At 65.9% G+C, this 24,414-nt stretch carries 23 protein-coding genes; 10 read left to right on the plus strand and 13 right to left on the minus strand.

All coding sequences use genetic code 11. The annotated features are described in order from the left end of the window. Window positions 1-83: 83 nt before the first annotated feature. Window positions 84-923 (minus strand): endo alpha-1,4 polygalactosaminidase, encoded by an 840-nt coding sequence (locus tag CXZ10_RS09955; protein WP_210199896.1) that lies wholly within the window; start codon window positions 921-923, stop codon window positions 84-86. A gap of 29 nt (window positions 924-952) precedes the next feature. Further along, window positions 953-1,306 carry a YbaN family protein gene (locus CXZ10_RS09960; RefSeq protein WP_101289016.1) on the minus strand — a complete coding sequence of 118 codons (354 nt, stop codon included), beginning with the start codon at window positions 1,304-1,306 and terminating at the stop codon, window positions 953-955. Between the two features lie 300 nt (window positions 1,307-1,606). On the opposite strand from CXZ10_RS09960, the gene CXZ10_RS09965 reads away from it, so the two are divergent. Then, window positions 1,607-2,185, plus strand: a complete 579-nt coding sequence (locus CXZ10_RS09965; protein WP_101289017.1) for a biotin transporter BioY — start codon at window positions 1,607-1,609, stop codon at window positions 2,183-2,185. Between the two features lie 177 nt (window positions 2,186-2,362). Further along, window positions 2,363-4,612, plus strand: a complete 2,250-nt coding sequence (locus CXZ10_RS09970) for an EAL domain-containing protein (RefSeq protein ID WP_101289018.1) — start codon at window positions 2,363-2,365, stop codon at window positions 4,610-4,612. A gap of 66 nt (window positions 4,613-4,678) precedes the next feature. Here the strand turns inward: CXZ10_RS09970 and CXZ10_RS09975 are convergent, their stop codons facing one another. The 4 genes from CXZ10_RS09975 to CXZ10_RS09990 form a co-directional block, all read right to left on the minus strand. Continuing rightward, window positions 4,679-5,311, minus strand: a complete 633-nt coding sequence (locus tag CXZ10_RS09975; RefSeq protein WP_101289019.1) for a bifunctional 4-hydroxy-2-oxoglutarate aldolase/2-dehydro-3-deoxy-phosphogluconate aldolase — start codon at window positions 5,309-5,311, stop codon at window positions 4,679-4,681. A gap of 93 nt (window positions 5,312-5,404) precedes the next feature. Continuing rightward, on the minus strand, window positions 5,405-6,439 hold the full coding sequence (locus CXZ10_RS09980; RefSeq protein WP_101289020.1) for a LacI family DNA-binding transcriptional regulator: 1,035 nt from the start codon (window positions 6,437-6,439) through the stop codon (window positions 5,405-5,407). A gap of 102 nt (window positions 6,440-6,541) precedes the next feature. Next, the gene (locus tag CXZ10_RS09985; protein ID WP_101289021.1) at window positions 6,542-7,480 is read right to left on the minus strand and encodes a DMT family transporter; all 939 of its coding nucleotides are present in this window, start codon (window positions 7,478-7,480) and stop codon (window positions 6,542-6,544) included. Window positions 7,481-7,599: 119 nt separating this feature from the next. After that, window positions 7,600-8,136 (minus strand): MarR family winged helix-turn-helix transcriptional regulator, encoded by a 537-nt coding sequence (locus tag CXZ10_RS09990; protein ID WP_101289022.1) that lies wholly within the window; start codon window positions 8,134-8,136, stop codon window positions 7,600-7,602. Window positions 8,137-8,323: 187 nt separating this feature from the next. On the opposite strand from CXZ10_RS09990, the gene CXZ10_RS09995 reads away from it, so the two are divergent. The 3 genes from CXZ10_RS09995 (at window position 8,324) to CXZ10_RS10005 (ending at window position 11,608) form a co-directional block, all read left to right on the plus strand. Next, a complete protein-coding gene (locus tag CXZ10_RS09995; RefSeq protein WP_425298963.1) occupies window positions 8,324-9,397 on the plus strand; it encodes a CobW family GTP-binding protein in 1,074 nt (357 codons plus the stop codon). Between the two features lie 112 nt (window positions 9,398-9,509). Beyond that, entirely contained in the window at window positions 9,510-10,481 is a 972-nt protein-coding gene (locus CXZ10_RS10000; protein ID WP_101289023.1) for a WD40 repeat domain-containing protein, read from the plus strand. Further along, window positions 10,481-11,608, plus strand: coding sequence for a radical SAM protein (locus tag CXZ10_RS10005; protein ID WP_101289024.1), 1,128 nt, complete (start codon window positions 10,481-10,483; stop codon window positions 11,606-11,608). Before CXZ10_RS10000 ends, CXZ10_RS10005 begins: the two co-directional genes overlap by 1 nt. Here the strand turns inward: CXZ10_RS10005 and CXZ10_RS10010 are convergent, their stop codons facing one another. Beyond that, window positions 11,609-11,986 carry a hypothetical protein gene (locus CXZ10_RS10010; RefSeq protein WP_101289025.1) on the minus strand — a complete coding sequence of 126 codons (378 nt, stop codon included), beginning with the start codon at window positions 11,984-11,986 and terminating at the stop codon, window positions 11,609-11,611. A gap of 211 nt (window positions 11,987-12,197) precedes the next feature. Between CXZ10_RS10010 and CXZ10_RS10015 the strand changes: the two genes are divergently transcribed. After that, on the plus strand, window positions 12,198-12,671 hold the full coding sequence (locus tag CXZ10_RS10015) for a TrmO family methyltransferase domain-containing protein (protein WP_244617272.1): 474 nt from the start codon (window positions 12,198-12,200) through the stop codon (window positions 12,669-12,671). A 43-nt stretch (window positions 12,672-12,714) separates the two neighbouring features. Continuing rightward, window positions 12,715-13,539, plus strand: coding sequence for a helix-turn-helix domain-containing protein (locus CXZ10_RS10020; protein WP_180335940.1), 825 nt, complete (start codon window positions 12,715-12,717; stop codon window positions 13,537-13,539). Window positions 13,540-13,542: 3 nt separating this feature from the next. On the opposite strand, the gene CXZ10_RS10025 is transcribed toward CXZ10_RS10020, so the two are convergent. Together CXZ10_RS10025 and hemH are read right to left on the minus strand one after the other, a co-directional pair. Continuing rightward, window positions 13,543-14,973 carry a homospermidine synthase gene (locus tag CXZ10_RS10025; protein WP_101289027.1) on the minus strand — a complete coding sequence of 477 codons (1,431 nt, stop codon included), beginning with the start codon at window positions 14,971-14,973 and terminating at the stop codon, window positions 13,543-13,545. Between the two features lie 388 nt (window positions 14,974-15,361). Continuing rightward, window positions 15,362-16,375, minus strand: a complete 1,014-nt coding sequence (gene hemH, locus CXZ10_RS10030) for a ferrochelatase (protein WP_101289028.1) — start codon at window positions 16,373-16,375, stop codon at window positions 15,362-15,364. Window positions 16,376-16,646: 271 nt separating this feature from the next. On the opposite strand from hemH, the gene CXZ10_RS10035 reads away from it, so the two are divergent. Continuing rightward, a complete protein-coding gene (locus CXZ10_RS10035; RefSeq protein WP_101289029.1) occupies window positions 16,647-17,186 on the plus strand; it encodes a TRAP transporter small permease subunit in 540 nt (179 codons plus the stop codon). Window positions 17,187-17,205: 19 nt separating this feature from the next. After that, window positions 17,206-18,759, plus strand: a complete 1,554-nt coding sequence (locus tag CXZ10_RS10040; RefSeq protein ID WP_101289030.1) for a TRAP transporter large permease — start codon at window positions 17,206-17,208, stop codon at window positions 18,757-18,759. Window positions 18,760-18,826: 67 nt separating this feature from the next. Here the strand turns inward: CXZ10_RS10040 and CXZ10_RS10045 are convergent, their stop codons facing one another. Then, the gene (locus CXZ10_RS10045) at window positions 18,827-19,933 is read right to left on the minus strand and encodes a TRAP transporter substrate-binding protein (RefSeq protein ID WP_101289031.1); all 1,107 of its coding nucleotides are present in this window, start codon (window positions 19,931-19,933) and stop codon (window positions 18,827-18,829) included. 289 nt (window positions 19,934-20,222) lie between these two features. On the opposite strand from CXZ10_RS10045, the gene CXZ10_RS10050 reads away from it, so the two are divergent. Then, entirely contained in the window at window positions 20,223-20,969 is a 747-nt protein-coding gene (locus CXZ10_RS10050; protein ID WP_101289032.1) for a gamma-glutamyl-gamma-aminobutyrate hydrolase family protein, read from the plus strand. Window positions 20,970-20,975: 6 nt separating this feature from the next. Here CXZ10_RS10050 and CXZ10_RS10055 read toward each other — a convergent pair whose 3' ends face one another. The 3 genes from CXZ10_RS10055 to CXZ10_RS10065 form a co-directional block, all read right to left on the minus strand. Beyond that, window positions 20,976-22,034, minus strand: coding sequence for a nickel/cobalt transporter (locus CXZ10_RS10055; protein ID WP_101289033.1), 1,059 nt, complete (start codon window positions 22,032-22,034; stop codon window positions 20,976-20,978). After that, the gene (locus tag CXZ10_RS10060; protein WP_180335941.1) at window positions 22,025-22,687 is read right to left on the minus strand and encodes a DUF1007 family protein; all 663 of its coding nucleotides are present in this window, start codon (window positions 22,685-22,687) and stop codon (window positions 22,025-22,027) included. The genes CXZ10_RS10055 and CXZ10_RS10060 overlap by 10 nt, the downstream gene beginning before the upstream one ends. Window positions 22,688-22,765: 78 nt before the next feature. Next, on the minus strand, window positions 22,766-23,710 hold the full coding sequence (locus CXZ10_RS10065) for a LysR family transcriptional regulator (RefSeq protein WP_101289035.1): 945 nt from the start codon (window positions 23,708-23,710) through the stop codon (window positions 22,766-22,768). Window positions 23,711-24,414: the final 704 nt, after the last annotated feature.

Consider the following 24,414-nt stretch of genomic DNA (forward strand, 5'->3'; position numbering starts at 1 on the left):
GAAAACCGAGAGGGCTTTGGCATATCTGAACGCGGCCTAATCATCGCAGGAGGACTGTGGATCCCGGGAATGATCACAAGGCGTCAACACGCCTTGTAGACGTAGCCGGGCGATCCGGCGGGCTTGAGCGCGCGATCGCGGTAAATGATCGAAATCTTGCCGCCGCGCGCGGCGCAGGCCGCCTTGTAAACGTCAGTCGGCTCGACGGGCTTGCCGTTCGCATCCTTTCGCGTGTCGGCATATTCGATCTCGTAGACGCGAGCCCCGTAGATGGCGATATAGTCCTCGCACTCCGACCAGACCTGGCACTCCTCAGCAACCGCGAAGTCGAAGCCGATCCTTGAGCGTCCGATGGGCGCAAGGTCGCTGGCATTCTTCTGAGCAATGGCGAGGCCATTGGCATGGGCGCGCTCGGCAAGCTGGGTTGCGAATGCGATGTTGCCGTCTCTGCTCAGGATGGACTGAGAGCGCGTCCAGGAATCCAGATTGTCGGGCTCAATGGCGTTGAAACCGTCCTTTGCGCATCTGTCGATCCATGGGCCGACAATTGCCAGCAGGGCGTCGCGCTTCTTCGCCGAGGATGTATCGAGCAGATACTCGTCCGGCCAGTCGGGATCCACGATGTGGGTGCCGTTCTTGCGGGCCAAGAGGTCCGGATGGGTCTTCAGCCACCAGCTCGCCTCGGAGGGCTGGGTCTGGAAGGCATTCACGTAGCAGACGTTGTACTTGCCGGCCGCCGGAGCGGCGAGCCGGTCGCGCACCACGATCCCGACGCCGTCGGCAGGCTTGTAGGCGCCACCCAACTGGTAGTCGATCTGCCGGTCGGCCGGTGGAAAGGCGACATCGGCGGCGGCCGCGGTGCCTATCGCGGACAGGCTCAAAGCGGCGGCGACCAGTCTTGTCAGTATTCTCGGCAGCAACATTGCAGCTTTCTCCCTCAGCGTGACTGACATCACTCGGGGCGCGACCAGACGTAGACGCCGATCAACACGAAGACCGTGGCCACAACCACCATCAGCAAGGGACCGGGGCGGCTGCCGGCGTAGAAGCCGTAGAAGCCGAGGGCCATGCCGGCCGAGGACAGCAGCTTGCCCGAACGGGGGATGGCGCCTCGCTCGCGCCAGGCGGCGACGAGCGGTCCGAACCGTCGATGGGCGAGGAGCCATGCCTCGAGACGCGGCGAGGAGCGGGCAAAGTAGGCCGCCGCGACCAGCAGGAACGGGGTCGTCGGCAGGAGCGGAAGCGCCACTCCGATCGCCCCGATGACCACCATCAGGCAGCCGATGATCAAATAGGCCTGTCGCATGCCAGACGCATCCCGCCGCAGCCGGCGAGAGCGGTTTCCGCCAGCGGAGGGAGACTATGCGAGACATTCGCAGCGCACAACGGAGTGCCGGAGAGAGTGCCCGCCGGCGACACATAGGGGGCTGAGCCGCAGCCGACAGTGGAGACAGGTCTGCGCCTAAGTAATAGCTCGTAGCAATTGCGCCCCGCTCGTCTTGACGCGAGATCAACCAAGTGTTTTTGTCCGCAGGAAAGCTGTTGCGCCAAACCGTCCGAAGGGCCGGGATCGCAAGGCGCGCCGCACGCCGGAAAGGACCGAGACTTGACCACTCTGAACCAGCCGTCCACCGCCTTCACCCGCTCGCTCGCCAGCTCCAGCCGCGCCGTCAAGGTTGTGGCCGTCGTGTTCGGCTCGCTGTTGATCGCCGCTGCGACGCAGATCGAGGTGCCGTTCATCCCGGTGCCGATGACGATGCAGACGTTCGCCGTGCTGCTGGTCGGCTTGCTGTTCGGTGCCCGCCTCGGCGCCGCCGCCGTCCTTACCTATCTTGCCGAAGCCGCCATCGGCCTGCCGGTGCTGTCTGGCGCCGCCAACATGGCGATGCTGTTCGCCAAGCCGGCGACCACCGGCTATCTCGTTGGCTTCGTCGGCGCCGCCTTCGTCGCCGGCCTGATCGCCGAGCGCACGGGCGGTCGGCTGTGGGGCACGGCCCTCGCCGCCCTTGCTGGTGAAGTCGTGTTGATGGCGCTTGGCGTCGCTTTCCTTGCCTATCTGATCGGCGCCGAAAAGGCCGTCACCTTCGGCTTCCTGCCCTTCGTTCTTGGCGATGCCCTGAAGATCGTGCTGGCCGTGGCGGTTGCGCGCGGCGTCGGCCGCCTGTCGCTGCCGACGGCGATCTGAGCCGAGCTCTCAGCTAATTTCGTAGACGGCCGCCGGGTTACCCGGCGGCCGTCGTTTTATGGAGATGATTCGTTTTTTTGGGGTCGCGATTCAGCCTTTGGAAACGATCACCTTTCACACTCGTCACCCGCGGAGACGGCTGCGGCGATTCTGCCGAGCCGGGGAGTGACAAGGGCGATGAACAGATCGGGCGCAATCGAGAAGAAGCGGCTGCGCGAGCTCTATCGCTACCGCATTCTGGATACGCCCCCTGAGCCCGAGTTCGACGGCCTCTGCGATCTCACGCGAACCTTGCTTGGCGCCGACGCCGCCGTCATCACCTTTCAGGACACCGATCGCTCCTGGTGCAAGGCATCGGCTGGACGGCATGTCGTCACGCTGCCGCGCTCGGCCTCGATCAGCGAGCAGGCCGTGATCGCCGGCGAGCCCGTGGTCTTCGAGAATCTCGCGAACGCCCCTTTGTTTCGCGACCATCCGCTCGTTCAGGGCAAAGATGGCATGCGGGCCGCCATCGGCGTACCCATCGAGGTGAAGAAGGGCCTCTGCATCGGCGCCGTCGTGGCATTGTTCAGCGAACCGCGGACGATCTCGGTTGTCGACGTCGAGAATCTGCAGCGCCTGACGCGCGCCATCGTCGACCGGCTGCACCTCCGCCGCATCCGCATCGAGCGCGAACTGGACCAGATCACCCGCGCCAAGAAGGACGCCGAGATCGCCGCCCAGAAGTGGGAGATCGGCAAGCAGCGGCGCCTCCTGGAACAGACGGCCCGTCTCGCCCGCATCGGCGGCTGGGAGTATGATGTCGCCGCCGACCGCATGATCTGGTCGGCCGAAATCTATCGTCTCCTGGAACTCGACGAGACCACGGCGCCACCGGATCTCCTGACGCTCCTGGGCTATTGCCGCGAGGAAGCGGCGAGCGAGGTGAGGCGGCTCATCGTGCGCGTGCTGACGCGCGGCGAATCCTTCGAGACCGAAATTCCCCTGACGACCGAGTCCGGACGGCGGCGCTGGGCGCGTTGCGTCTGCGAAGCGGAGGTCCAGCGCGGCAAGGTCGTCCGCCTGCTCGGCACGGTGCAGGACACCACGCTGCAGCGGGCGACGGAAGAGGAAGTCAATTTCATCGCCACCCATGACATGGTGACGGGCCTTCTGAACCGCGCCGTGTTCCAGGAGCGGCTCGACCGCGCCCTGGCCTATCGCGCGCCGACCCGTACCGTCGGTCTCTTTCTGATCGACGTCGATCACTTCAAATCGGTCAACGACACCCTCGGGCACCATGCCGGCGACGTGCTCTTGGCCGAAGTGGGACGACGGCTGCGCGAGGCGGTCGGAGAGCTGGGGATCGTCGCCCGGCTCGGCGGAGACGAGTTCGCGCTAATGATGCCGGACTGCGGCGGCGAAAGCGAACTGGTCGCCATCGGCGAGCAGATGATGCGCGGCCTCCAGGAACCCATCGCCTATGACGCCGAGTCGATCCCGGTGACCATTTCGGTCGGCATCGCTCGCGCGCCCTCGGGCACGCCGGCCGACCTGCTCTTCAAGGACGCCGACATCGCGCTCTATGAAGCCAAGGGCGAGGGACGAAACCGCTTCGTGCTGTTCGACCGGGCGATGCGCGAGGCGATCGAACTGCGCCACTCCATCCTCCGGGCGATCCGGCAGGCCATCGACCGGGGCGACCTGCGTCTGCATTACCAGCCCAAATACTCGCTCCGGACCGGCGTCCTGGCCGGCTTCGAGGCGCTGCTGCGCTGGCATCGGCCGGATGGCTTCATTGCCAGCCCGGGCTTTTTCGGCATCGCCCTCGACGACCCTCAGCTCGGCCTTGCCATTGGTGATCTGGTCATCCGCGAGGCGGTGCGCCAGGCGGCCGACTGGCGCGCCCGCGGCGTCGTGTTCGATCACGTGGCGATCAACGTCGCCACGCCGCAGTTCCGGCGCGGCGACCTCTGCGACTGTCTCACCGCGGCGCTCGACGAGTTCGGGGTGCCGCCGGCGGCGCTGATGGTCGAGGTGACGGAAAACGTGCTGCTGTCCAAGGTGGCCGACGAGGTGCAGACGACGCTGTCACAATTGGCCGGCAAGGGGATCAAGATCGCCCTCGACGACTTCGGCACCGGCTACGCCTCGCTGAGCCATCTCAAGGATTTTCCGGTCGACCTCCTGAAGATCGACCGGTCCTTCGTGGCAACGCTGACCGAGGAGCGCGAGAGCCGGTCCATTGTGCGCGGCATCACCGCGCTCGCCCATGACCTTGGCATACCGGTGATTGCCGAGGGCGTCGAAACCTCGGCCCAGCGCGACATGCTCCGGCATTTCGGCGTCGATTTCGGGCAGGGCTACCTGTTTTCCCGCGCCATGCTGCCGGCCCAGATCGAGGCGTCGGGCCTCGTCAACATGATTCCCTCACAAGCGCGCGCCTGAGAAGACGACTTCGCCGATCGGGTGTGATCCCGACCGGCGCAGACAGCTTCACCTGTACTCTTGGTCTCAGACGGCGATTGCCGCGGCTTCCCGCGCCAACTGTTCGACGCGCGCCCAGTCGCCCGCCTTGACGGCATCGCTTGGTGCCACCCACGAGCCGCCGACGCAGACGACGTTCTTGAGCTTCAGGTAGTCGGTGGCATTGTCCAGGCTGACGCCGCCGGTCGGGCAGAACACCATGTCGCCGAGCGGCGAAGCGAGCGCCTGCAGATATTTCGGGCCGCCGGCCGGGCCGGCCGGGAAGAACTTGACGACGCGATAGCCCTTGTCGCGGGCGATCATCGCCTCCGACGCCGTGGCGACGCCCGGCAACAGCGGCACGCCGAACTCGATCGCTGCGTCCAGAAGGTCGGGCGTGGCGCCGGGACTGACCAGGAACTTGGCACCGGCCTCGACGGCCGCCCTCGCTTGGGCGCGATCGAGCACGGTACCGGCGCCGACCACGCCGCCGGGAATGGCGCTCATCGCCCGGATGGCGTCGAGCGCCGCCGGCGTCCGCAGCGTCACTTCCAACGCCGGCAGGCCGCCCTTGACCAGCGCGGTGCCGAGCGGCACCGCATCCTCAAGGCGGTCGATGATCAGCACCGGAACCACCGGCGCGCGGCGGAGGACGGCGAGAAGGGCGGCTGTGTCGAACATGGTTGGTCCTTTTGCTTCTACGGCCATGCCGGAGGACGAAGCGGCGACAGCGCCGCGAACGCTCTGCCGGTCTGTCATGGCAAAGGCTCGGGTTCAGCCGCTCGATTCGCGGACGACCAGATGCGGCGCGATCAGCTTGTGCTCGAAGGGCGGCTCCTCGCCGATGATCAGCGCATAGATGGCGCGGGCGGCCTCCCGGCCGATCTCCTCGGAGCCGTTTTCCACGGTGGTCAGCGCCGGGGCCCAGGTCTCGGAGCCGTCGACGTCGTCATAGCCGGTGACGGCCACGTCGACGCCGGGGCGGATGCCGAGGCGGGCGAAGCTGCTCATCAGGCCGAAGGCCAGCACGTCGTTGAAGCAGACCACGGCGGACGGACGCGGCGAATGAGCGGCGATGATCTCGGCCGCCTTGCGGCCGTCGGCCTGGTTCATCAGTTCGGGAATGTCGAGCACCGGCTTGAGGCCGGCCTCGGTCATCGCCTCCAGGAAACCGGCGTAGCGGTCGCGGCCCGACGATGTCGAGCGCAGGCCGCCGACGAAGGCGATGTCCTTGTGCCCCTTGTCGATCAAGAGGCGGGTGATCTCATACATGCCGTGGCGATCGTCGCCGCGCACGCTCGGGGCATTGGCGCCGTCGATATCGCGGCAGACCAGCGTCACCGGCGTGCCGGTGCGCATGATGGCCTCGATGTCGGCGACCGTGGTGCCGACCGAGGGGCAGAGTACCAGGCCGTCGGCATTCTGCTGCTGCAGCACCTGCACGAAATTGCGCTGGCGCTCGATACTGTCCCGGTGATTGCAGATGAGAATGGTGAGGCCGTAGGTCTCGAGCTCGCTCTCGACGGCGCGAAACACTTCGGCGAAATAGGGATTGAGCACGTCGTGCACGACGACGCCGACGATGTCGGTGCGGGCGGTCCTGAGCGAGGCGGCCTGCCGATTGTAGATGTAGCCCATCTCCAGGGCCAGCGCCTGCACGCGCTTGCGCGTCTCGGCCGATACCGCCGGGTTGTCGCGCAGCGCCAGGGAGACCGTCGCAGTCGACACCTCGAGCTGCGCGGCGAGCTGGCTCAGCGTCACGCGGCGGCGGCGGAATCGGCGGAGGTCTTCCCGTTTGCTGGTGGTCATCTAGCGTCCTGTTTTCAGCCTTCTCAATCGATCACATGAAACATAAGGACGGGCGGCGTCAACTGAATTGCCTACGTACGGAACCGGCCGCCGACAGTTGCCTCAGATGCGCGCCGCGGCGGCTCTCTCGCGGGCATGAACGACCCGCTCGCGGTGCAGGAGGTAGAGCCCGGAGGCGATGACCACGCCGGCACCGATGAGCGTCCAGATCGAGGGAATGTCGGCGAAGACGAGGTAGCCGGAGATGACCGTCCAGATGAGCTGGACGTAGCCATAGGGGGCGAGGGTGGCGGCCGTCGCGAAACGGTGGGCGGTCATCACCAGGAAATGGCCGAAGCCGCCGGCGGCGCCCATGAAGATCAGACCTGCCCAGACGAGCGGCGATGACGGCGTCTGCCAGACGATGAAGAGCGGAGGAACAAGTAGGAGGCTCGGCACGGCGGCGAGCGAGATCACCAGGGAACCGGGATTGACGCGGGTGGCAAGGTAGCGGGTGACCAGCGTGTAGACGGCGCCTGACAGCATCGAGGCGAGCGCCAGAAGCATGGCCGGGTGGAAGCTTCCGAAGCCCGGCTGGGTAATCAACAGCACGCCGAGGAAACCGACGACGATGGCCACCACACGGCGGATGCCGATCTTTTCATGCAGGAAGATCACCGACAACAGCGTGATGACCATCGGCGCCAGGAAGCCGATCGACGTCACCTCGGCCACTTGCAGGTAGTAGAGCGCGCTGAAGTTGGCGAGCGTCATCGTGGTCAGCAGCAGCGCCCGGACGATCTGCAACCCCGGTCGCTGGAAGCGCCAGGCGCCCGGCGAGGAGACGGGGTTCAATACCGCCACCGCCATCAAGAGGTTGATGACATAGCGGAACCAGGACACCTCGATCACCGGCAGATGATAGCTCATCGCCTTGGCCGTCGTGTCGAGGCAGGCGAAGACGATGGTCGAACCGAACAGCGGGATCAGGGCCTTGAGGGGCGCGCGGGCGGGCGGCACGGACGGCTGGGGCGAGGGCGCACTTGGCCCGGAAGATGACATCGGGGATTTCGCTGGGGCAGGGGCGGACGGGCACCGGCGCGGGGTCCGCCTCCGGATCGATTCAAAATCATACTAAAGTATTGTCGGTGCCGATGTAAGCCCGTCCCGCTGACCGGTTGTCAGTCGGTGGCGCCCTCTTCGACCTCGTCGACGAGGATCGGCGCAGCCGGCTTGGCGACGGCCTCGGGCGTCTCGTCCTCGTCATCGTCGGCACTGGCGGCGATGCCCGCCGGCATGAGGTTCTTCTCGATCTGGCGCAGCAGTTTCTTCAGGCGCTTGCGGTCCTTTTCGTCGAGGCCGGCCAGCGCTTCCTTCTCGACGCGCTTCCAGACGGCGTCCACCGCCCCGGCCCGTTCGCGGCCGGCGTCGGTGAGGAAGACGCGGGCGAGGCGGCCGTCGGCGCTGGAGGTCTGGCGGGTGAGCAGGCCCTGCGCGCCCAGGCGGGAGATCATCTTGGTGACGGTCGGCGGCTGCACGGCGAGTTCGGCGGCGAGTTCCGACATCGACTGTCCGTCGCGCTCGGCCAGCGCCTTTAGCACCGCCTCCTGTCCAGGGTGCAGGCCGATGCGCCCGAGATGGACCGCGGCGCGCGTGCGATGGACGCGAGCCGCCTGCACCAGCCGGTGGGTGACGCTCTTGCGGTGGTTGAAGCTCATGCCCCTTCGTCTCCCTCGTCGGCGCCGGCCGGGCCGGTCACCGCTCTACACCTTTGAGTGATCCCCTTTTCACACGAAACTATGACACTTATTTAGGGGCCGAAGATTTTTCCATGAACCGCCGTCCGCCTTTGTCGTGCGCCCGTCAGGAGAGCGTGCTAGGACAGCGGTCCTCTTATCCGTGGAGATGCGCATGTCCGCTCCGGCCGCCGCCCCGTCCATTCCCGTCACCGTCCTCACCGGCTACCTCGGCGCCGGCAAGACGACGCTGCTCAACCGTATCCTCACCGAGGACCACGGCAAGCGCTATGCCGTCATCGTCAACGAGTTCGGCGAGATCGGCATCGACAACGACCTCGTGGTCGATACCGACGAGGAAGTGTTCGAGATGAACAACGGCTGCATCTGCTGCACCGTGCGCGGCGACCTGATCCGCGTCGTCGAGAACCTCGCCAAGCGCCGCGGCACGTTCGATGCCATCCTGGTGGAGACCACCGGCATCGCCGATCCGGTGCCGGTCGCCCAGACCTTCTTCATGGACGAGGAAGTTCGGAAGTTCGCCCGCCTCGACGCCGTCGTCACGCTGGTCGACGCCAAGTTCTTCCTCGACCGGCTCGGCGACGCGCCGGAAGCCGAGGACCAGGTGGCCTTCGCCGACGTCATCGTTCTCAACAAGACCGACCTCGTCAGCCCCGAAGAGCTGCGCGAGGTGGAGACGACGCTCCGACAGCTCAACCCCTACGCCAAGATCCACAAGGCGACCCGCTCGGGCGTGGCGCTCGATGCCATTCTCGACCGCGGCGCCTTCGATCTCGACCGGGTGCTGGAGCTCGATCCGTCCTTCCTGGACGCCGACGAGCACGATCATGACCATGATCATGTCTGCGGCCCGGACTGCGATCATGACCACCACCATCATGATCATGACCACGAGCATCATCACCACGGCCATGAGACGCACCACGATACCGAGGTGACCTCGGTGTCGCTCAAGACCGGCGAGCTCAACCCAGACAAGATCCTTCCCTGGATCTCCGAGATCACCCAGGCCCAGGGTCCGAACATCCTGCGCCTCAAGGGCATCCTCGCCTTCCCGGACGAGCCAAAGCGCTATGTGGTGCAGGGCGTGCACATGATCGTCGAAGGCGACCTGCAGCGCGACTGGAAGCCTGGCGAGCCGCGCGAGAGCCGCCTCGTCTTCATCGGCCGCAAGCTCGATCGTGCGGAGCTGGAAGCTGGCTTCAAGGCCGCTGCTGCTTAAGGTTGGCTGTCAGTTTTTGAGCGCGGCGGCTGGAAACGGCCGCCGCTCTTGCATTTGCAGCCTGAATGACGCACTCCCGTCGCACCAATAACACCGCTCCGGAGCCGCACCCGTGCCCGAGGTTACCCCGCTTCCGCTTTCCGGCTATGTCGTCGATGTCCATTACGTCTCGGGCGTGCCGACCTTCGTCCTCGGCGACGGTGCCATCGCGCTTGGCACGGCCGGCCGGGTCGTGAAGCCGCATGCGGGTGGCATCCTGGCCTCGGCGCTCTCCGCCGACGGCAAGTCGGTGATCACAGGCGGCGACGACGGCAAGGTGATGCGCACGACCGCCGACGGCACCAGCACCCTCGTGGCCGAGCGCGGCCGCAAGTGGATCGACGTCGTCGCGGCCGGGCCGGGCGGCGCCGTTGCCTTCGCCTCGGGGCGGACGGTGGTGGTGGTTGACGGCACCGGCAAGACGCATGAGCTGGAACGGCCGCGCGCCGCCCTCGGGCTCACCTTCTTCCCCAAGGGGCTGCGGCTCGCCATCGCCGGCTACAACGGTGTCGGCCTGTGGTTCCCCGGCACCGCCGCGCCGGTGCAGGAGCTCGAATGGAAGGGCTCGCACATCGCGGTGACGCTGTCGCCGGATGGCGCCAATGTCGTCACCTCCATGCAGGAGATGGCGCTGCACGGCTGGCGCCTGCGCGATGGCCAGCACATGCGCATGTCCGGCTATCCGGCCAAGGTGAAGTCCATGTCCTGGTCGGTCAAGGGGCGCTACCTCGCCACCTCCGGCGCCGGCGTGTCGGTGCTCTGGCCGTTCTTCCACAAGGATGGACCGATGGGCCAGCGGCCGCTGGAGCTCGGCGGCCGCCAGGAACTGGTGACCCGCGTCGCCTGCCATCCCGCCGAGGAGATCGCTGCGCTCGGCTATGACGATGGCATGATCCTGCTCAGCCGTTTCTCCGACCGCGAGGAGGTTCTGCTCGCCCGGCCCAACGGCTCGCCGGTGTCGGCCATGGCCTGGAGCGGCAACGGCCTGGAACTGGCCTTCGGCTGCGAGAGCGGCGCCGCCGGCCTGATCGACCTGACACGCTGATGACCGCCCTTCGATCCTCCTCCTTGCGCACCACGCCCGGCGAGCAGGGCGAGCTCGACGCCGCCTATGCGGCGCTGGCCGCCCGCGACCGCCTGCTGCCGATCAAAGTGCCGGCCTTCTACCAGCGCAAGCTCGATGAGGAGGCGGCGGCGCTCGGCCATACGGAGGGGCCGCTTCACCGCATGGTGCGGCCGACGCGCGAGCGTTTCGGTAAGCCGGCCGGCGGCGAGGTGGCCGACTGGGTCGACGACCGGGCCAACATGCCGGTGCCGGGCTCGCGGGCGATCATCCACAAGTACGCCGACCGGGTGCTGTTCATGCCGACGTCGGTCTGCGCCGGCCATTGCCAGTATTGCTTCCGGCAGGACGTGCTGACCGACGCCCATGCCGAGGGGGGCGACCTCAAGGGTCTCGCCGCCGAAATGGAGCGGCTGACGGCCTATCTCGGCGCACGGCCGGAGGTGTCGGAGGTGGTGCTGTCGGGCGGCGATCCCTTGACGCTGTCGATGCGCGACCTCGCCCTGGTGCTTCAAGGCATTCGCAGCGTGCCGACCATCCGGTCGATCCGCCTGCACACGCGCACGCCGGCCTTCGCGCCGAAGATCTTCGGCGACGACAAGAAGCTCGAGCTTCTCGCCGAGGCGGATGTGCGGCTCATCCTGCACTTCGCCCACCCTTACGAGATCTGCGGCGAGGTGGCGGAGGTGCTCGATCGGCTCGATCGCCACCGCATCCGCCTCTACAATCATTTTCCGCTGTTGCGCGGGGTGAACGACCATCGCGACGTGCTGGCGCGCCTCATCGAGACGCTGGACGATCACCGGGTGCGCACGCTGTCGGTCTACGTGCCGGAGCCGATCCGCCATTCGGCGCCGTTCCGGGTAACGCTCGATCGCTTCTTTTCCTTGCAGGACGAGCTGACGGCCACGACGCCGAGCTGGATCAACGCCGTGCGTTTCACGCTGGACAGCCCGGTCGGCAAGGTCCGGCGCGAGCATATCGTGGCGCGTGACAGGGCGGCCGGCCTCGTCACCTTCGAGAAGGCGGGCAAGCGCTTCGTCTTCCCCGACTTCCCTGTCAATCTCGATGTGCCCGGTGACCGCGATATCATGCTCTGGAAAGGCTGATCAGGCCGCCGCTGGCTGGAACAGCAGCACCGCGAACAGGCAGGCTCCGCCCAGCGCCAGGAAAGACGCGGCGGCGACCAGCGGCTCGAGGCCTGCGTAGCCGTTGAGCAGCAGCGCCAGCGCGGGAAACATCACCACGGCGGCGATGGTGTTGAGCGCCCACAGGATCTTCGGTAGCCGACCGGTGCTTTTGCCCGGGTTGAGGCCGAAGAAGATGCCGTAGACAGACATCACCACGAAGCCGATCAGGTTGAGATGGGCGTGCGCGCCGGCCGCGGCGTGATTGCCGCTGGCCGACATGTAGATGCCGAAGAGCATGCCGACGATCAGCAGGACGGCGGCGGTGCGGAAATAAAGTAGCGAAACAGGATTGGTCACAATGGTCTCCATGCCGGCAAAGAGCCGGTCAGGGCAACCATACTACAATATACGTAAAAATACAGCCGGACGCGGCGTACGACAAATCGGAAATCGCCGAAGTCTCCAGCCGCGCCGGCGGAAACCGCCGCGCTCTTCATCCTCGCTTCTCCTACCTCTCTGAGGGCTGCGCGGCGGCCGGTGCCGCCGCTGCTCAACCGGAGAGACTGCCGTGACAACCTGTCGCCTTGTTCCCATCGGCCATGCTGCCCATGTTGCCGATGGTCCCGTGCTGGAGATCAAACCCGCCTATCGCGAGGGCCTTTTCGGCCTCGATGCCTTCCGCTGGATCGTCGTCCATTGGTTTGCCCATCGGGCGGATCGGCGGGACGGCGCACAGCTCCTTCTGCCGGCGCCTTATCGCGGTGCGCCGGACAGGCTTGGCGTGTTCGCCACGCGATCGCCGCTTCGCCCCAATCCGCTCTGCGTCACCGTTGCGGCGCTCCTTTCGGTCGACATTGCCGCCGGAACACTCCGTCTCGGCTGGCTCGACTGCGAAGAGGGTACGCCCATCCTCGACATCAAGCCCTATCAGCCGAGTTTCGACCGGGTCGAGCATCCCGAACCGCCGGCCTGGTGCGCAGCCTGGCCACGTTCGGTCGAAGCATCGGGCGATTTCGACTGGGCTTCGGTATTTCCTGACTGAGGTCATGCTTTTGTTTGCCGGCCGGCCGTTGCATGCTGCGGGCATGCGCGCGAACCGGCAGATCATCGAGGAGGTCATGCGGTGGGCCGAGGAACGGCTTGCCGATGATCTCGGTGTCCCAGCCATGGCGGAGCGGGCCGGCTATGCCGAAGCCCACTTCTCCCGCTTGTTTTCGGCTGTGGCGGGCGAGAGCCCGGCCTGCTGGTTGACCGGCCGCCGGGTGGCGCGGGCTGCCGAGCGCCTGCGGTCGAGCAAGGTCCACGTGTTCGATATCGCTCTCGACTGCGGCTTTGCCGACGCAACGACCTTCGCGCGAGCCTTCCGCCGTCGCACCGGCCTGTCGCCCAGCGCCTATCGCCGGGCGGCTGGTGTTGGTGGCCAGCGGCCGGCCGCACCGGTCCGGGACATGGGAACGGTGGCGTCGCCGGCCTTCCGCCTATGCGGGCTGACGGTCGAGGTGGCAGCCGATCCGGCGGCGCCCGCCGCGCTTTGGCAGGCGGCGCGCCGGCATCTGGCTGAAGCCGGCCAGCGAATCGATCCGAAGGACTTGCGGCAGGTGGCTTTCTGGCGCGGCGACCCGCAGGTCCGCTACACCTGCGCCGTCGGCTTCGTCTGCCGCGATGGCGAAGGGCTGCCGTTGCCCTTCGCGCTGTTGAGCGTTCCCGCTGCCCTTTGCCGGCGATTCGTGATCGAGCGTCCGGGCGAGACGTTGGCAGCGGCCTATCAGACGATCTACGGCGATTTGCTGCCGGCGGCGGGTGACCGGCTGGCCGCGGATTTCGTCATCGAGCGCCCTCGCCCCGATGGAGGCGAGGGCATCGAGATCTGGGTGCCGATCGTCGGCATGATCGAACCCGGCCAGCTTTGAGGGCTAGCGCACCAGAATGTTGCGGAAGCTCCAGGGATTGGTCTCGTCGATGTCCTCGGGGAAGAAACCCGGCCGGCCGGCGAGCGGCGTCCAGTCGGTGTAATAGCCCTTCACCGGTCCGAGGTAGGGCATCTGCACCTCAAGGCAGCGCCTGTGGTCCATCTCGTCGGTCTCGACGATGCCGGCCTCGGGGTTCTCCAGCGCCCAGACCATGCCGGCGAGCACGGCCGAGGTCACCTGAAGGCCCGTGGCATTCTGATAGGGAGCGAGCTTGCGCGCCTCCTCGATGGTGAGCTGCGAGCCGTACCAGTAGGCGTTCTTGCCATGGCCGTAGAGCAGCACGCCCAGCTCGTCGGCGCCGTCGATGATCTTGTCCTCGGACAGCACCTCGGTCTCCTGCTGCACCTGACCGCCCTGGCCGAACATTTCGTGCAGTGACAGCACGGCGATGTTGGCGGGGTGATAGGCGTAGTGACAGGTGGGCCGAAACTCGGGGCGACTGCCCTCGCCAACGGTATAGTAGTCGGCGATGGAGATTGCCTCGTTGTGGGTGACCAGGAAGCCGAACTGCGGCCCCGGCGTCGGGCACCAGGTGCGGACGCGGGTGTTGGCGCCGGGCTGGAGCAGGTAGATCGCCGCCTGGCAGCCGCCGTCGTGGTGGCGGGCGGTGTCGGGCTCCCAGGTTTCACTGGTACCCCAGCCGAGTTCGGCCGGCTGCAAGCCCTCCGAGACGAAGCCGTCCACCGACCAGGTGTTGCGGAAGACGTCCATCGAGTGGGGAATCAGCGTGCGCTGGGTGTCACGCTCGGCGATGTGGATGCCCTTGACGCCGATCGTCTGCATCAACCGCGCCCAGTCCTCGCGGTTCTCGGGCGGCTTGTGGGCAATCCCCATGTCGTGAGCGAGATTCTCCAGCGCCACCTTGACGAACCAGGAGACCATGCCGGGGTTGGCGCCGCAGCAGGAGACGGCGGTGGTGCCACCGGGATTGGCCAGCTTCTCGGCGCGCACGGCCTCGCGCAGCCAGTAATTGGTGCGGTGGGCCGGCTCGATGTCCTTGTCGAAGTAGAAGCCTTCCCAGGGCTCGACGACGGTGTCGATGTAGAGCGCGCCGATCTCGCGGCAGAGCTTCATGATGTCGAGCGAGCCGGTGTCGACCGAGAGGTTGACGCAGAAGCCCTGGCCGCCGCCGGCGGTGAGCAGCGGTGTCAGAACCTCGCGATAATTGTCGGGGGTGATCTTCGCCTGGATGAAGCGGATGCCGTGATAGGCCAGGATGTCCTTGCCGGCGTCGCTGGGGTCGATGACGACGAAGCGCGATCGGTCGAATTCAAGGTGCCGTTCGATGAGCGGCAGCGTACCGCGTCCAATGGAGCCAAAACCGATCATGACGATGGGACCGGTGATCGTGCCATGCACGGGCCATGAATTCATTCAAACCTCTCCTGTCGCGGCACCCTTCTGGTGCCGGAAGATCTCCGCGTCTTGCAGGTCAACGGGAATTGCGAATAACGGGTGAAACGGCGGCGCCTGTGCCTTCCATGCCGTGCCCTTCAGACATTAGAGCATGCCGGCAACAAGTTTTCCAGTCGCGGCCATTGCGGAATAGCAATGGTTCGACATTCGTGCCGGTCGGGATAACCCGCGATCGTCAAGGCCTCTGCCGAGACACGGTGCGGTGGTCTTTCCGAAAATTTCCTAAAACAGCGTTGCCGGCTACTAGAGCTTTTCCTGCAAAATCGGGTTTGCCGGAAAAGCTCTATCTCCTTGTTAGGCCGCAGTTCCGGACGCAAAACCGGTTCCCACTTTTGCTGGACCTGCTCTAAATCCAACCCTGAAGCTCGCGGCGGACCACATGTTCGATGACGTCCATGCCGTCGTCGCCGTCGTTGAGGCAGGGAATGCGAGCGAAGTTGATGCCGCCGTTGGCCCGGAAGATGTCGGCATTCTCGACGCCGATCTCCTCGATGGTCTCAAGGCAGTCGGCGACGAAGCCCGGCGTCATGACGGCGAGCGACTTGACACCCGAGCGGGCCAGCGCCTCGACGGTCTTGTCGGTATAGGGCTGGAGCCACTCCTCCGGTCCGAAGCGCGACTGGAAGGTGATGCGGAGGCGGTCTTCGCTCCAGCCGAGGCGCTCGCGCAACAGGCGTCCCGTTTTCTGGCAGTGGCAGTAATAGGGATCGCCCTTCTCGAAATAGCTTTTGGGAATGCCGTGGAAGGAGGCGAGAACCAGCTCCGGCTCGAAGGCGAGCGTGGCGAGGTGAGTTTCGACCGAGCGGGCGAGGGCGTCGATGTAGACGGGGTCGTCATGGTAGGGAGGCACGGTGCGAAGCGCCGGCTGCCAGCGCTTGGTGATCAGGTGTGCGAAGGCCTTGTCGTTGACGGTGGCCGTGGTGGCGGCGGCATATTGCGGATAGAGCGGATAGACGAGAACGCGCTCGCAGCCTGCCGCCTGCAGCGCGTCGAGCCGGCTGGCAATCGACGGGTTGCCGTAGCGCATCGCCCAGTCGACCACCACGCCGCCGCCGAGGCGTGCGGTCAGCTTCTCGGCTTGGGCGCGCGTGTAGGTGCGCAAGGGGCTTTCATCGAGCTCACGGTTCCAGATGGTGTCGTAGTCGCGGCCCTTCTTCTGCGGCCTGACGTTGAGGATGATGCCGTAGAGGACGGGATACCATTTGAGGCGTGGCGTCTCGATCACCCGCCGGTCGGTGAGGAACTCTTCGAGATAGCGGCGCATGGAGCGGCGATCGGTGCCGTCGGGCGTGCCGAGATTGACGAGCAGGACGCCAACCTTGCCATGGGGGACGATGGGATGATTGGGCGGCAGCGGCATCTTGGCTCGATCCGATTGGTGACTTTAGAGAATTTCTAGCCGAAAGCGTCGCGACGCGCGAGACCTGGGGCTCGATCGCCCGGGGCAAACCAGCTTGATGACGAAAATCCGCCAAGGCCATATGGATATTGCGTATTCCCTGCGGGTTGCTTGTGCTTCTTGCTGAAAATGAGCTAATGAAGCCCGGCCTCCGCAGGACATGCGAAGGAGGTGGCTAGGCCAGATGATCACCGCTCACGGGGAGCGGCGACCATCCGGCCGGGGGAAGATGATGCGAGGCTTGCTCAGGATATGCGCGGCGATTGACGCGCTGAATGTCGGTGTCAACTATTTTGCGCGCTGGCTGGTACTGGCGGCCATCCTGCTGTCGGCGGGAAATGCCATTGTCCGCAAGCTCTTCAACTATTCGGCCAACTCGCTTCTTGAGGGGCAGTGGTATCTCTTCTCGGCGGTGTTCCTGCTCTGCGCCGGCTACACGCTGCTCCGGGGCGAGCATGTCCGGATCGACATCGTCGCTTCGCGCCTCAGCCGCCGTAGTCAGGTGGTGGTCGACATCCTGGGCACGTTGTTCTTCCTGCTGCCCTTCACCGTCGCCGCCATCTGGCTCAGCTGGCCGCAGGTCGTATCCAAGGTCCTTTCCGGCGAGGTGTCGTCGAGTGCCGGCGGCCTGCCTCTGTGGCCGGCCTGGGTGCTGATCCCCGTCGGCTTCTCGCTGCTCGGCCTCCAGGGCGTGAGCGAGATCATCAAGCGCATCGCGTTCCTCAGAGGTGACGGACCGGATCCGTTGCCGACCCACGCCTCCCATAATTGATCGACGAGGATTGCTTTACATGACCGCCTTCCTCGTCGCCAATCTCGCGCCGATCATGTTCGGCTCGATGCTGCTGTTCCTGCTCATCGGCTATCCCGTTGCCTTCGCGCTTGCCGCTTGCGGCTTCGGTTTCGGCCTGATCGGCATCGAGCTCGGCCTGTTGTCACCCAACCTGTTCCAGGCGATTCCCGATCGCGTCTGGTCGGTCATGAGCAACGACACGCTGCTCGCCATTCCCTTCTTCACCTTCATGGGGTTGGTGCTGGAGCGGTCGGGCATGGCGGAGGATCTGCTCGACACCATCGGCCAGCTGTTTGGCCCCGTTCGCGGCGGCCTCGCCTATGCGGTGATCTTCGTCGGCGCGCTGCTCGCCGCCACCACCGGCGTCGTGGCGGCCTCGGTGATCGCCATGGGTCTCATCTCGCTGCCGATCATGCTGCGCTACGGCTATGACCGGCGCATCGCCTCGGGCGTCATCGCCGCGTCGGGCACGCTGGCCCAGATCATTCCGCCCAGCCTGGTGCTGATCGTGCTCGCCGACCAACTCGGCCGGTCGGTGGGCGACATGTACAAGGGGGCGCTCTATCCGAGCCTGATCCTGACGGCGCTCTACGCGCTGTTCGTTTTCATCGTGTCGGTGGTTCGGCCGGGCTGGGTGCCGGCCCTGCCGCCGGAGGCGCGGACGCTGCGCGGCTGGCGGTTGCTTGGCAAGGTGCTGACGTCGCTGGTGCCGCCGCTGGTGCTGGTGTTCCTGGTGCTCGGCACCATCTTCATCGGCCTTGCCACTCCGACGGAAGGCGGCGCCATGGGCGCGGTCGGTGCGCTGCTGCTTGCCATGATCAACCGTCGCCTCACCTTCCGCATGGTGGTGCAGGCGCTGGAGCAGACGGCCAAGCTGTCGGCCTTCTGCATGTTCGTGCTCCTGGGAGCCCGCGTGTTCTCGCTGACCTTCTACGGCATCAACGGCCACCTCTGGGTGGAGAGCCTGCTCGCCGGCCTGCCGGGTGGCGAGGTCGGCTTCCTGATCGTCGTCAACCTCCTGGTGTTCTTCCTCGCCTTCTTCCTCGACTATTTCGAGCTGGCCTTCATCGTTATCCCGCTGCTCGCTCCGGTGGCTGACAAGCTCGGCATCGATCTCGTGTGGTTCGGCGTGCTGCTCGGCGTCAACATGCAGACCTCCTTCATGCATCCGCCCTTCGGTTTTGCCCTGTTCTTCCTGCGCTCGGTCGCGCCGAACCATCCCTATGTCGACAAGATCACCGGCCGGCGGACGGCGCCGGTCACCTCGTCGCAGATCTATCTGGGCGCCATCCCCTTCGTGCTCATCCAGATCCTGATGGTGGCCCTCGTCATCATGTTCCCGGGGATGGTGACCCACTACAAGGCCGATCATAAGCAGGTGGACCTCGACAAGGTGAAGATCGAGATCTTGGCGCCGACGCCGGCCGCGCCAGCCTTCGGCGATCCGGCCGCAGCGGGGGCGAGCCCGTTCGGCGCGCCGGCGGCTCCATCCTTCGGTGCGCCTGCTCCGTCCTTTGGGGCGCCGGCACCGGATTTCGGCGCCAAGCCCTGATCGTCGGGCCATGAGAAAAGGCCGGCGGATCGCTCCGCCGGCCTTCTGGTTTCCGAAAGGGCCTGGCTTACTTGCCGGCGGCCTGCTGCGAGTAGACGTAGCTGTCGAAGTTGTATTCGGCGACGCGGAACCACTGGTAGCTCTCGGCGCGGAACTGCTTCCAGGGTTCGTAGATCTTCTTGAAGGCCGGGTTCTTGGCCGCTTCGTCCTCGTAGAGCTTGAAGGCGGCGTCATAGGCGGCGTCGAGAATCTCGCGGCTGAACGGCCGGAGCTGCACGCCCTGGGCGACAAGCCGCTTGAGGGCGGCGAAGTTGCGGGCGTCGTAGGCGGCGGTCATGTCGTCGTTGGCGAGCGCGGCGGCGGCCTTCAGCACGGCCTTGTAGGCCTGGGGCAGCTCGTCCCACTTCTTCTTGTTGATCATGTATTGCAGCGCCGACGAGCCTTCCCAGAAGCTCGGGTAGTAATAGTATTTCGCCACCTGATAGAGGCCGAGCCGCTCGTCGTCATAGGGACCGACCCACTCGGTGGCGTCGATGGTGCCCTTTTCGAGCGCCGGGTAGATGTCCGGCGCCGGGATCTGCTGCGGCACCACGCCGAGGGCCGACAGCACCTTGCCGCCGACGCCGCCGACGCGGAACTTCAGGCCCTTGAGATCGGCGACGGAGTTGATCTCGTTGCGGAACCAGCCGCCCATCTGCGTGCCGGTGTTGCCGCCGAGCAGCATCACCGCGTTGTAGTTGGCGAGGAAGTCGTTGAACAGCTCGAGGCCGCCGCCCTGGAGGATCCAGGCCTGCTGCTGGCGCGTGTTGAGGCCGAAGGGCAGCGAGGTGGCGATGGCGAAGGTGAGGTCCTTGCCGATGAAGTAGTAGGAGGCGGTATGGGTGATCTCGACGGTGTCGTTCTGCACGGCGTCGAGCACCTGCAGCGGCGGCACCAGTTCGCCGGCCGGGAACACCTGGATCTGGAACTTGCCGTCGGTCGCCTCGGACACGGTCTTGGCGAACAGTTCGGACGAGCCGAAGATGGCGTCGGTCGACTTGGGGAAGCTGGAGGCAAGACGCCATTTGATTTCCGGCATCGATTGCGCGATGGCCGGCATGGCGAGCGTTCCGACACTCGCCGCGGCGCCGGTGGAGACGAGCCCGGCCTTCCTGATGAACTGACGACGATCCATGCGATCCTCCCCTTGCCCCTTGTTGACTGGCCCCGCTCGGCGCGGCGGCATCGTTGAAACTCGAACGCGCCGCTCCGACCCAAGGCGAGCGAAGCTGGCGCGGCGGGCATTAAAAACGGAAAATCCGGCATCGCGCAATTAGGTGACGCCGCAAACCTGCAAACTTTTCCGAAAGTTGCGCGAAATCGTCACGGACGGCGACGGTATGGCCCGCGCCCAAAGAATGCACTTTCCGCCCCTCGGGCGGATCGGCTAACTAGAAAGCCTTATCAACGCTTCGGACCCGTTCATGACCACTCCCGTCGTCCTCTTCACCGCCGACACCCGCGCTTTCGACGGCTACACCTGGCACTGTGCCCCCAGCACCTATCTCGAAGCGGTGCTTGATGTGTCCGGTGGCATGCCGGTGATCCTCACGGCCTTCGGGCCGCGCCTCGATCTCGATGCCGTGCTCGACCGGGTCGACGGCGTCGTTGCCACGGGGTCGCGGACCAACGTCCACCCGTCTCACTACGGCGTGGCGGCCACCGAGGCGATGGGGCCCTATGACGAGGTGCGGGACGCCACCAGCCTGCCGTTGATCCGGCGGGCGATCGAGCGCGGCATTCCGCTGCTCTGCATCTGCCGCGGTTTGCAGGAACTCAACGTGGCGCTGGGCGGCTCGCTCGCCTCCGACATCCAGGACCTGCCGGAGCGCATGGATCATCGCCACCCCGACGTGCCCGACATGGACGGCAAGTTCGCCATCCGCCATGGCGTGACCATCGCCGCCGGCGGCTGTCTCGGTCGCATCGTCGAGGGCGAGATCGAGGTCAACTCGCTGCACCGGCAGGCGGTGGCGCGTCTCTCCGATCGTCTCGCCGTCGAAGCGACGGCGCCGGATGGCACCATCGAGGCGGTGTCGGTGAAGGGGGCGGCCGGCTTCACGCTGGGCGTCCAGTGGCATCCCGAGTATTGGGCGACGACCGATGGTCCGTCGAAAGCCATTCTGGAAGCGTTCGGGGCAGCCATCGCCGCCTATGCCGGCGGGCGCTGAGGGGCTTCAGCCCCAGAGCGAGGCGCCGAGCATCAACAGGCCGAACAGCAGCACGGCGACCGCCGCGCCCGCCTCGATCGCCATGTGAAGACGGTGAGCCATTTCGTTCCCGCTGGCGGCGGCGAGGCGGACGGCGAGGCCGCGCGTCGTCACTGCGGCGAGCGTCAGGGCGGCGACGGTGACGCCGGTTCCCAGTGCCATGGTGACGGCCGAGGCGATGCCGGCCATGAGAAGCCCCTGGCTCAGGGCGAACACCAGCACAATCAGCGCGCCGGTACAGGGGCGTAGGCCGACCGCCGCAATCGCCGTCCAGGCCTTTCTCCAGTCGAGCCGGCCGGCGGCGACCTCCGGCGACGGCGCGTGCAGATGGCCGCAGCTCTCGTCGTGAACATGCCGCGCCGGCTTCAGCCCGAGCCGGTGCTCGTGGCCGCAGCCGTCGTGATCCGCCGCGGCGCTGAAGCTGGTGGTGACGACGATTGGCGCGCCGCCCACCGTCACGGCGACGGGGGCATAGCGCTCGGCAAGCCAGACACCGAGGGGGCGTGCGATCTTGCGCCAGACCAGCCAGAGGCCGAGGAGGGCGATCAGCGCGAAGGACCCGGTCTCGAGCACGGCTGCCGCCCGTGTCATGGCGATGGAGGTGGCGCCGAGCAGAACGGCGGCGATGAGAACCATCACCACAGCGGTCACCGCCTGCGCAAGCGCCGAGACCATGGCGAGAAGGGCGCCGTTCCTGGCCGTTTCCCGGTTGGCAAGAACATAGGTGGAGATCACCGCCTTGCCGTGGCCGGGGCCTGCGGCGTGCAACACGCCATAGAGAAAGGACAGCGTCATCAGCCAGACGCCGGCGCTGCCGTCCGCCTTCATGGCGGCGAGCGTCGCCGTGAGGTCGCGATAAAAGGTTGCCTGCCAACCGGCGATGGTCCGGAACAGGCCGGGCAGCAAGGCGCTGCTGGCGGCCGGCTCGGGCAGGCCGACGCCGAACGGTCCGGTCGAGGCGAGGGCGGGCGCGGCGACGAGACACAGGGCGGCGGCAAGGCCGAGACTGCGGGAGGTCAGGGGCATGCGATGTCGGCCCCGTTGGTCTGGCCGTCGGTCAGAAGCTGCAGTTCGGGCGGCAGATCGCGCTGGTCGGCCGGGATGGCGGCGAGAGCCGCCGCGGCGGCGGGATCCATGTCAGGCGGCCGAAAAGCCTTGGCGGTGCAGGCGGCAGGCGCGGCGTCGAGGACGACCGGCCCATCCTTGTCGTCGATCATGCGGAAAGCGACGAAGAAGGTGGGGTCGTAGATTTCCAGCCGGATGGAGCCGGCAGCCTTCACCGGCGCCTTGGTCGGCAGGGTGAAGAACAGGATGAGGCGTCCGCCGTCGTCCTGCAGCCAGTATTCGGTGGGCTTGTTGAAATCGATGTCCTCGCCGCCGGCAGTGATGAAGGTGAAGTAGGCGAAGTCCTTCAACGAATCGACGTTGACGTCGGCTAGCGGCTTCAACTCGTCGGTGCTGAGCTTGCCGTCACCGTTGGCGTCGAGACCCTGGCTCGCGAAGGCGGAATAGGCCTCGTCGAAGCGCCAGATGTTGCGGACGGCTGTAATCTCGCCCTTGCCGTCGAACACCACCTCGGCCTTGGCATCGACCCAGACATGCGGGTGGGCGGCAGCGGGCCCGGCGGCGGCGAGGGTGCCGGCAAGCATGACGGTGAAGGCAATCGTCCTCTTGGTCACAAGCGGCATCCCGCAGCGATGAGGCGACGACGGTCGGCGCCTCGGTGACACATCGCTGCCAAACAAGGCGGGACAATGTCAATCCGCCTCGGGGGGCTCCGCTGCCGAACCAGACGGACCGCCGCTGCATTCCTCGCCGTTTTTCTGGAACCAGTCGGCCATGAAGTCGACGAAGGCGCGGATCTTGGCGGAGAGGTGCCGGCGGTGCGGATAGACGACGTAGATATTGGCGGCGCCCAGCTCGAACTCGGACAGAACGATCCGGAGACGGCCGGCGTTGATGTCGTCTTCCACCATCTTGTAGGGCACCGAACCGAAGCCGAGACCGGCCAGCACCGCGAGACGCACCGCCGATGGCGAGTTCACCTCGACGCGACCGGACACCGGCACCGTTTGCCGGGCGCCGTCGACGAGGAAGCGCCAGTTGAAGCGGTTGCGGAGATTGGAATCGATGATGCAGGGCAGTCGCGTCAGGTCGTCGGGGGTGGTTGGCAGGCCGTGGATATCCACGACATCGGGGCGCACCACCGTCGCGAAGCGGTAATCGGCGAGCTTGCGGGCGATCAGGCTGGAATCGGAGAGTTCGCTGACCCGGATGGCGCAGTCGAATCCCTCGTCGATCAGGTCGACGAAGCGATCGTCCAACCGGAGGTCGAGGCGTATGGCGGGGTTGGCGGCCACGAAGTCCATGATCGCCTTGCCCAGCGTCGAATCGCCGAAGGTGCGCGGGGCGGCGACGCGCAACAGCCCCGTGGGTTCGCCATGACGCTCCCGCACCATGTCCTGAAGATCGTCAACCCTTTGGAGGATTTCGCCGGCATCGCGGAAGTAGGCCTGACCCAGCTCGGTCAGCGACAGGCGCCGCGTCGTGCGGTTCATCAGGCGGGCGCCCAACTCGTCCTCGAGTTCCTTGACGTATTTGGAAATCAAGGCCTTGGACCGGCCAAGCTTCCGGGCCGCGGCGGAGAAGCCGCCGGCTTCGACGACCTCCACGAAAGTACGCATGCGAGTGAATGTGTCCATTATCCGCCGCCAGTTTGAGATCTTCCCGTCTTTCGACGACATGGCATGCGCGGTTCCGTGGCCTCCGGAACGCCTGCAAGCCGGCGAAAGCGCTTTAGGGCCGACCATGTGACAGCCCTAGTCATCGACCAACCGGCAGTCGCGCCCCATTAACTCTAATGACCTGAATTCAGCGAGTTCCGTCAATATGAAAAATCGGTTTCCAGCGGCAGAATCACTCGAATTTCTGCTGTTTTACGTATAGTTTCCCATGAGTGGACAATCGAATTCTTCCTGTTGAACTAGTGTCGGTTCGACAGCGACGTTTGCACTTGTTCAAGGCGACGCGACACGCGCCCCGCCCGCTCGCCGTTCGGAGTGTCGCAGCGGGAGCACACCGCATGAAATTGTCGTCACAAACGGATTTTCGAGTCTCGAGGTCTTGCGGAAGGGGGCGACGCAGAGTACATGCGTCCTTGCCCAATTTCGCACGTGCCTGTGGTTGCGTGCCGGTTTCGCTAGGGCCGCTAACGGCGGTTCCGGCGAGGGCAACCGGTGACCGGAGTTAAACCGGGTCTAAGCCGCTTCTCAAGCGGCGGACGCGACTTAAAGCAACGACGTAGAGGGCTTTTTTGGTCTCTGTCGGCGCTCCAAACGCTGATGTTACTGAAGAGGCACTACTTCCTTGCCGGACGTGCGGATAGGAGCAATCCGTCCAATCAAAG

The sequence above is a fragment of the Pleomorphomonas diazotrophica genome (genome assembly GCF_002844595.1).
GTDB lineage: Bacteria > Pseudomonadota > Alphaproteobacteria > Rhizobiales > Pleomorphomonadaceae > Pleomorphomonas > Pleomorphomonas diazotrophica.

Excerpts from the sequence above, each read along its gene's own strand:
- CXZ10_RS10050 (WP_101289032.1), top strand. The coding sequence starts at position 20,223 with ATGACCACTCCCGTCGTCCTCTTCACCGCCGACACCCGCGCTTTCGAC.
- CXZ10_RS10005 (WP_101289024.1), top strand. The coding sequence starts at position 10,481 with ATGACCGCCCTTCGATCCTCCTCCTTGCGCACCACGCCCGGCGAGCAG.
- CXZ10_RS09975 (WP_101289019.1), bottom strand. The coding sequence starts at position 5,311 with ATGTTCGACACAGCCGCCCTTCTCGCCGTCCTCCGCCGCGCGCCGGTG.
- CXZ10_RS09955 (WP_210199896.1), bottom strand. The coding sequence starts at position 923 with ATGTTGCTGCCGAGAATACTGACAAGACTGGTCGCCGCCGCTTTGAGC.
- CXZ10_RS10065 (WP_101289035.1), bottom strand. The coding sequence starts at position 23,710 with ATGGACACATTCACTCGCATGCGTACTTTCGTGGAGGTCGTCGAAGCC.
- CXZ10_RS10025 (WP_101289027.1), bottom strand. The coding sequence starts at position 14,973 with ATGAATTCATGGCCCGTGCATGGCACGATCACCGGTCCCATCGTCATG.
- CXZ10_RS09995 (WP_425298963.1), top strand. The coding sequence starts at position 8,324 with ATGCGCATGTCCGCTCCGGCCGCCGCCCCGTCCATTCCCGTCACCGTC.
- CXZ10_RS10055 (WP_101289033.1), bottom strand. The coding sequence starts at position 22,034 with ATGCCCCTGACCTCCCGCAGTCTCGGCCTTGCCGCCGCCCTGTGTCTC.
- CXZ10_RS09990 (WP_101289022.1), bottom strand. The coding sequence starts at position 8,136 with ATGAGCTTCAACCACCGCAAGAGCGTCACCCACCGGCTGGTGCAGGCG.
- CXZ10_RS10020 (WP_180335940.1), top strand. The coding sequence starts at position 12,715 with ATGCGCGCGAACCGGCAGATCATCGAGGAGGTCATGCGGTGGGCCGAG.
- CXZ10_RS09970 (WP_101289018.1), top strand. The coding sequence starts at position 2,363 with ATGAACAGATCGGGCGCAATCGAGAAGAAGCGGCTGCGCGAGCTCTAT.
- CXZ10_RS09980 (WP_101289020.1), bottom strand. The coding sequence starts at position 6,439 with ATGACCACCAGCAAACGGGAAGACCTCCGCCGATTCCGCCGCCGCCGC.
- CXZ10_RS09985 (WP_101289021.1), bottom strand. The coding sequence starts at position 7,480 with ATGTCATCTTCCGGGCCAAGTGCGCCCTCGCCCCAGCCGTCCGTGCCG.
- hemH (WP_101289028.1), bottom strand. The coding sequence starts at position 16,375 with ATGCCGCTGCCGCCCAATCATCCCATCGTCCCCCATGGCAAGGTTGGC.
- CXZ10_RS10040 (WP_101289030.1), top strand. The coding sequence starts at position 17,206 with ATGACCGCCTTCCTCGTCGCCAATCTCGCGCCGATCATGTTCGGCTCG.
- CXZ10_RS10045 (WP_101289031.1), bottom strand. The coding sequence starts at position 19,933 with ATGGATCGTCGTCAGTTCATCAGGAAGGCCGGGCTCGTCTCCACCGGC.
- CXZ10_RS10035 (WP_101289029.1), top strand. The coding sequence starts at position 16,647 with ATGCGAGGCTTGCTCAGGATATGCGCGGCGATTGACGCGCTGAATGTC.
- CXZ10_RS09960 (WP_101289016.1), bottom strand. The coding sequence starts at position 1,306 with ATGCGACAGGCCTATTTGATCATCGGCTGCCTGATGGTGGTCATCGGG.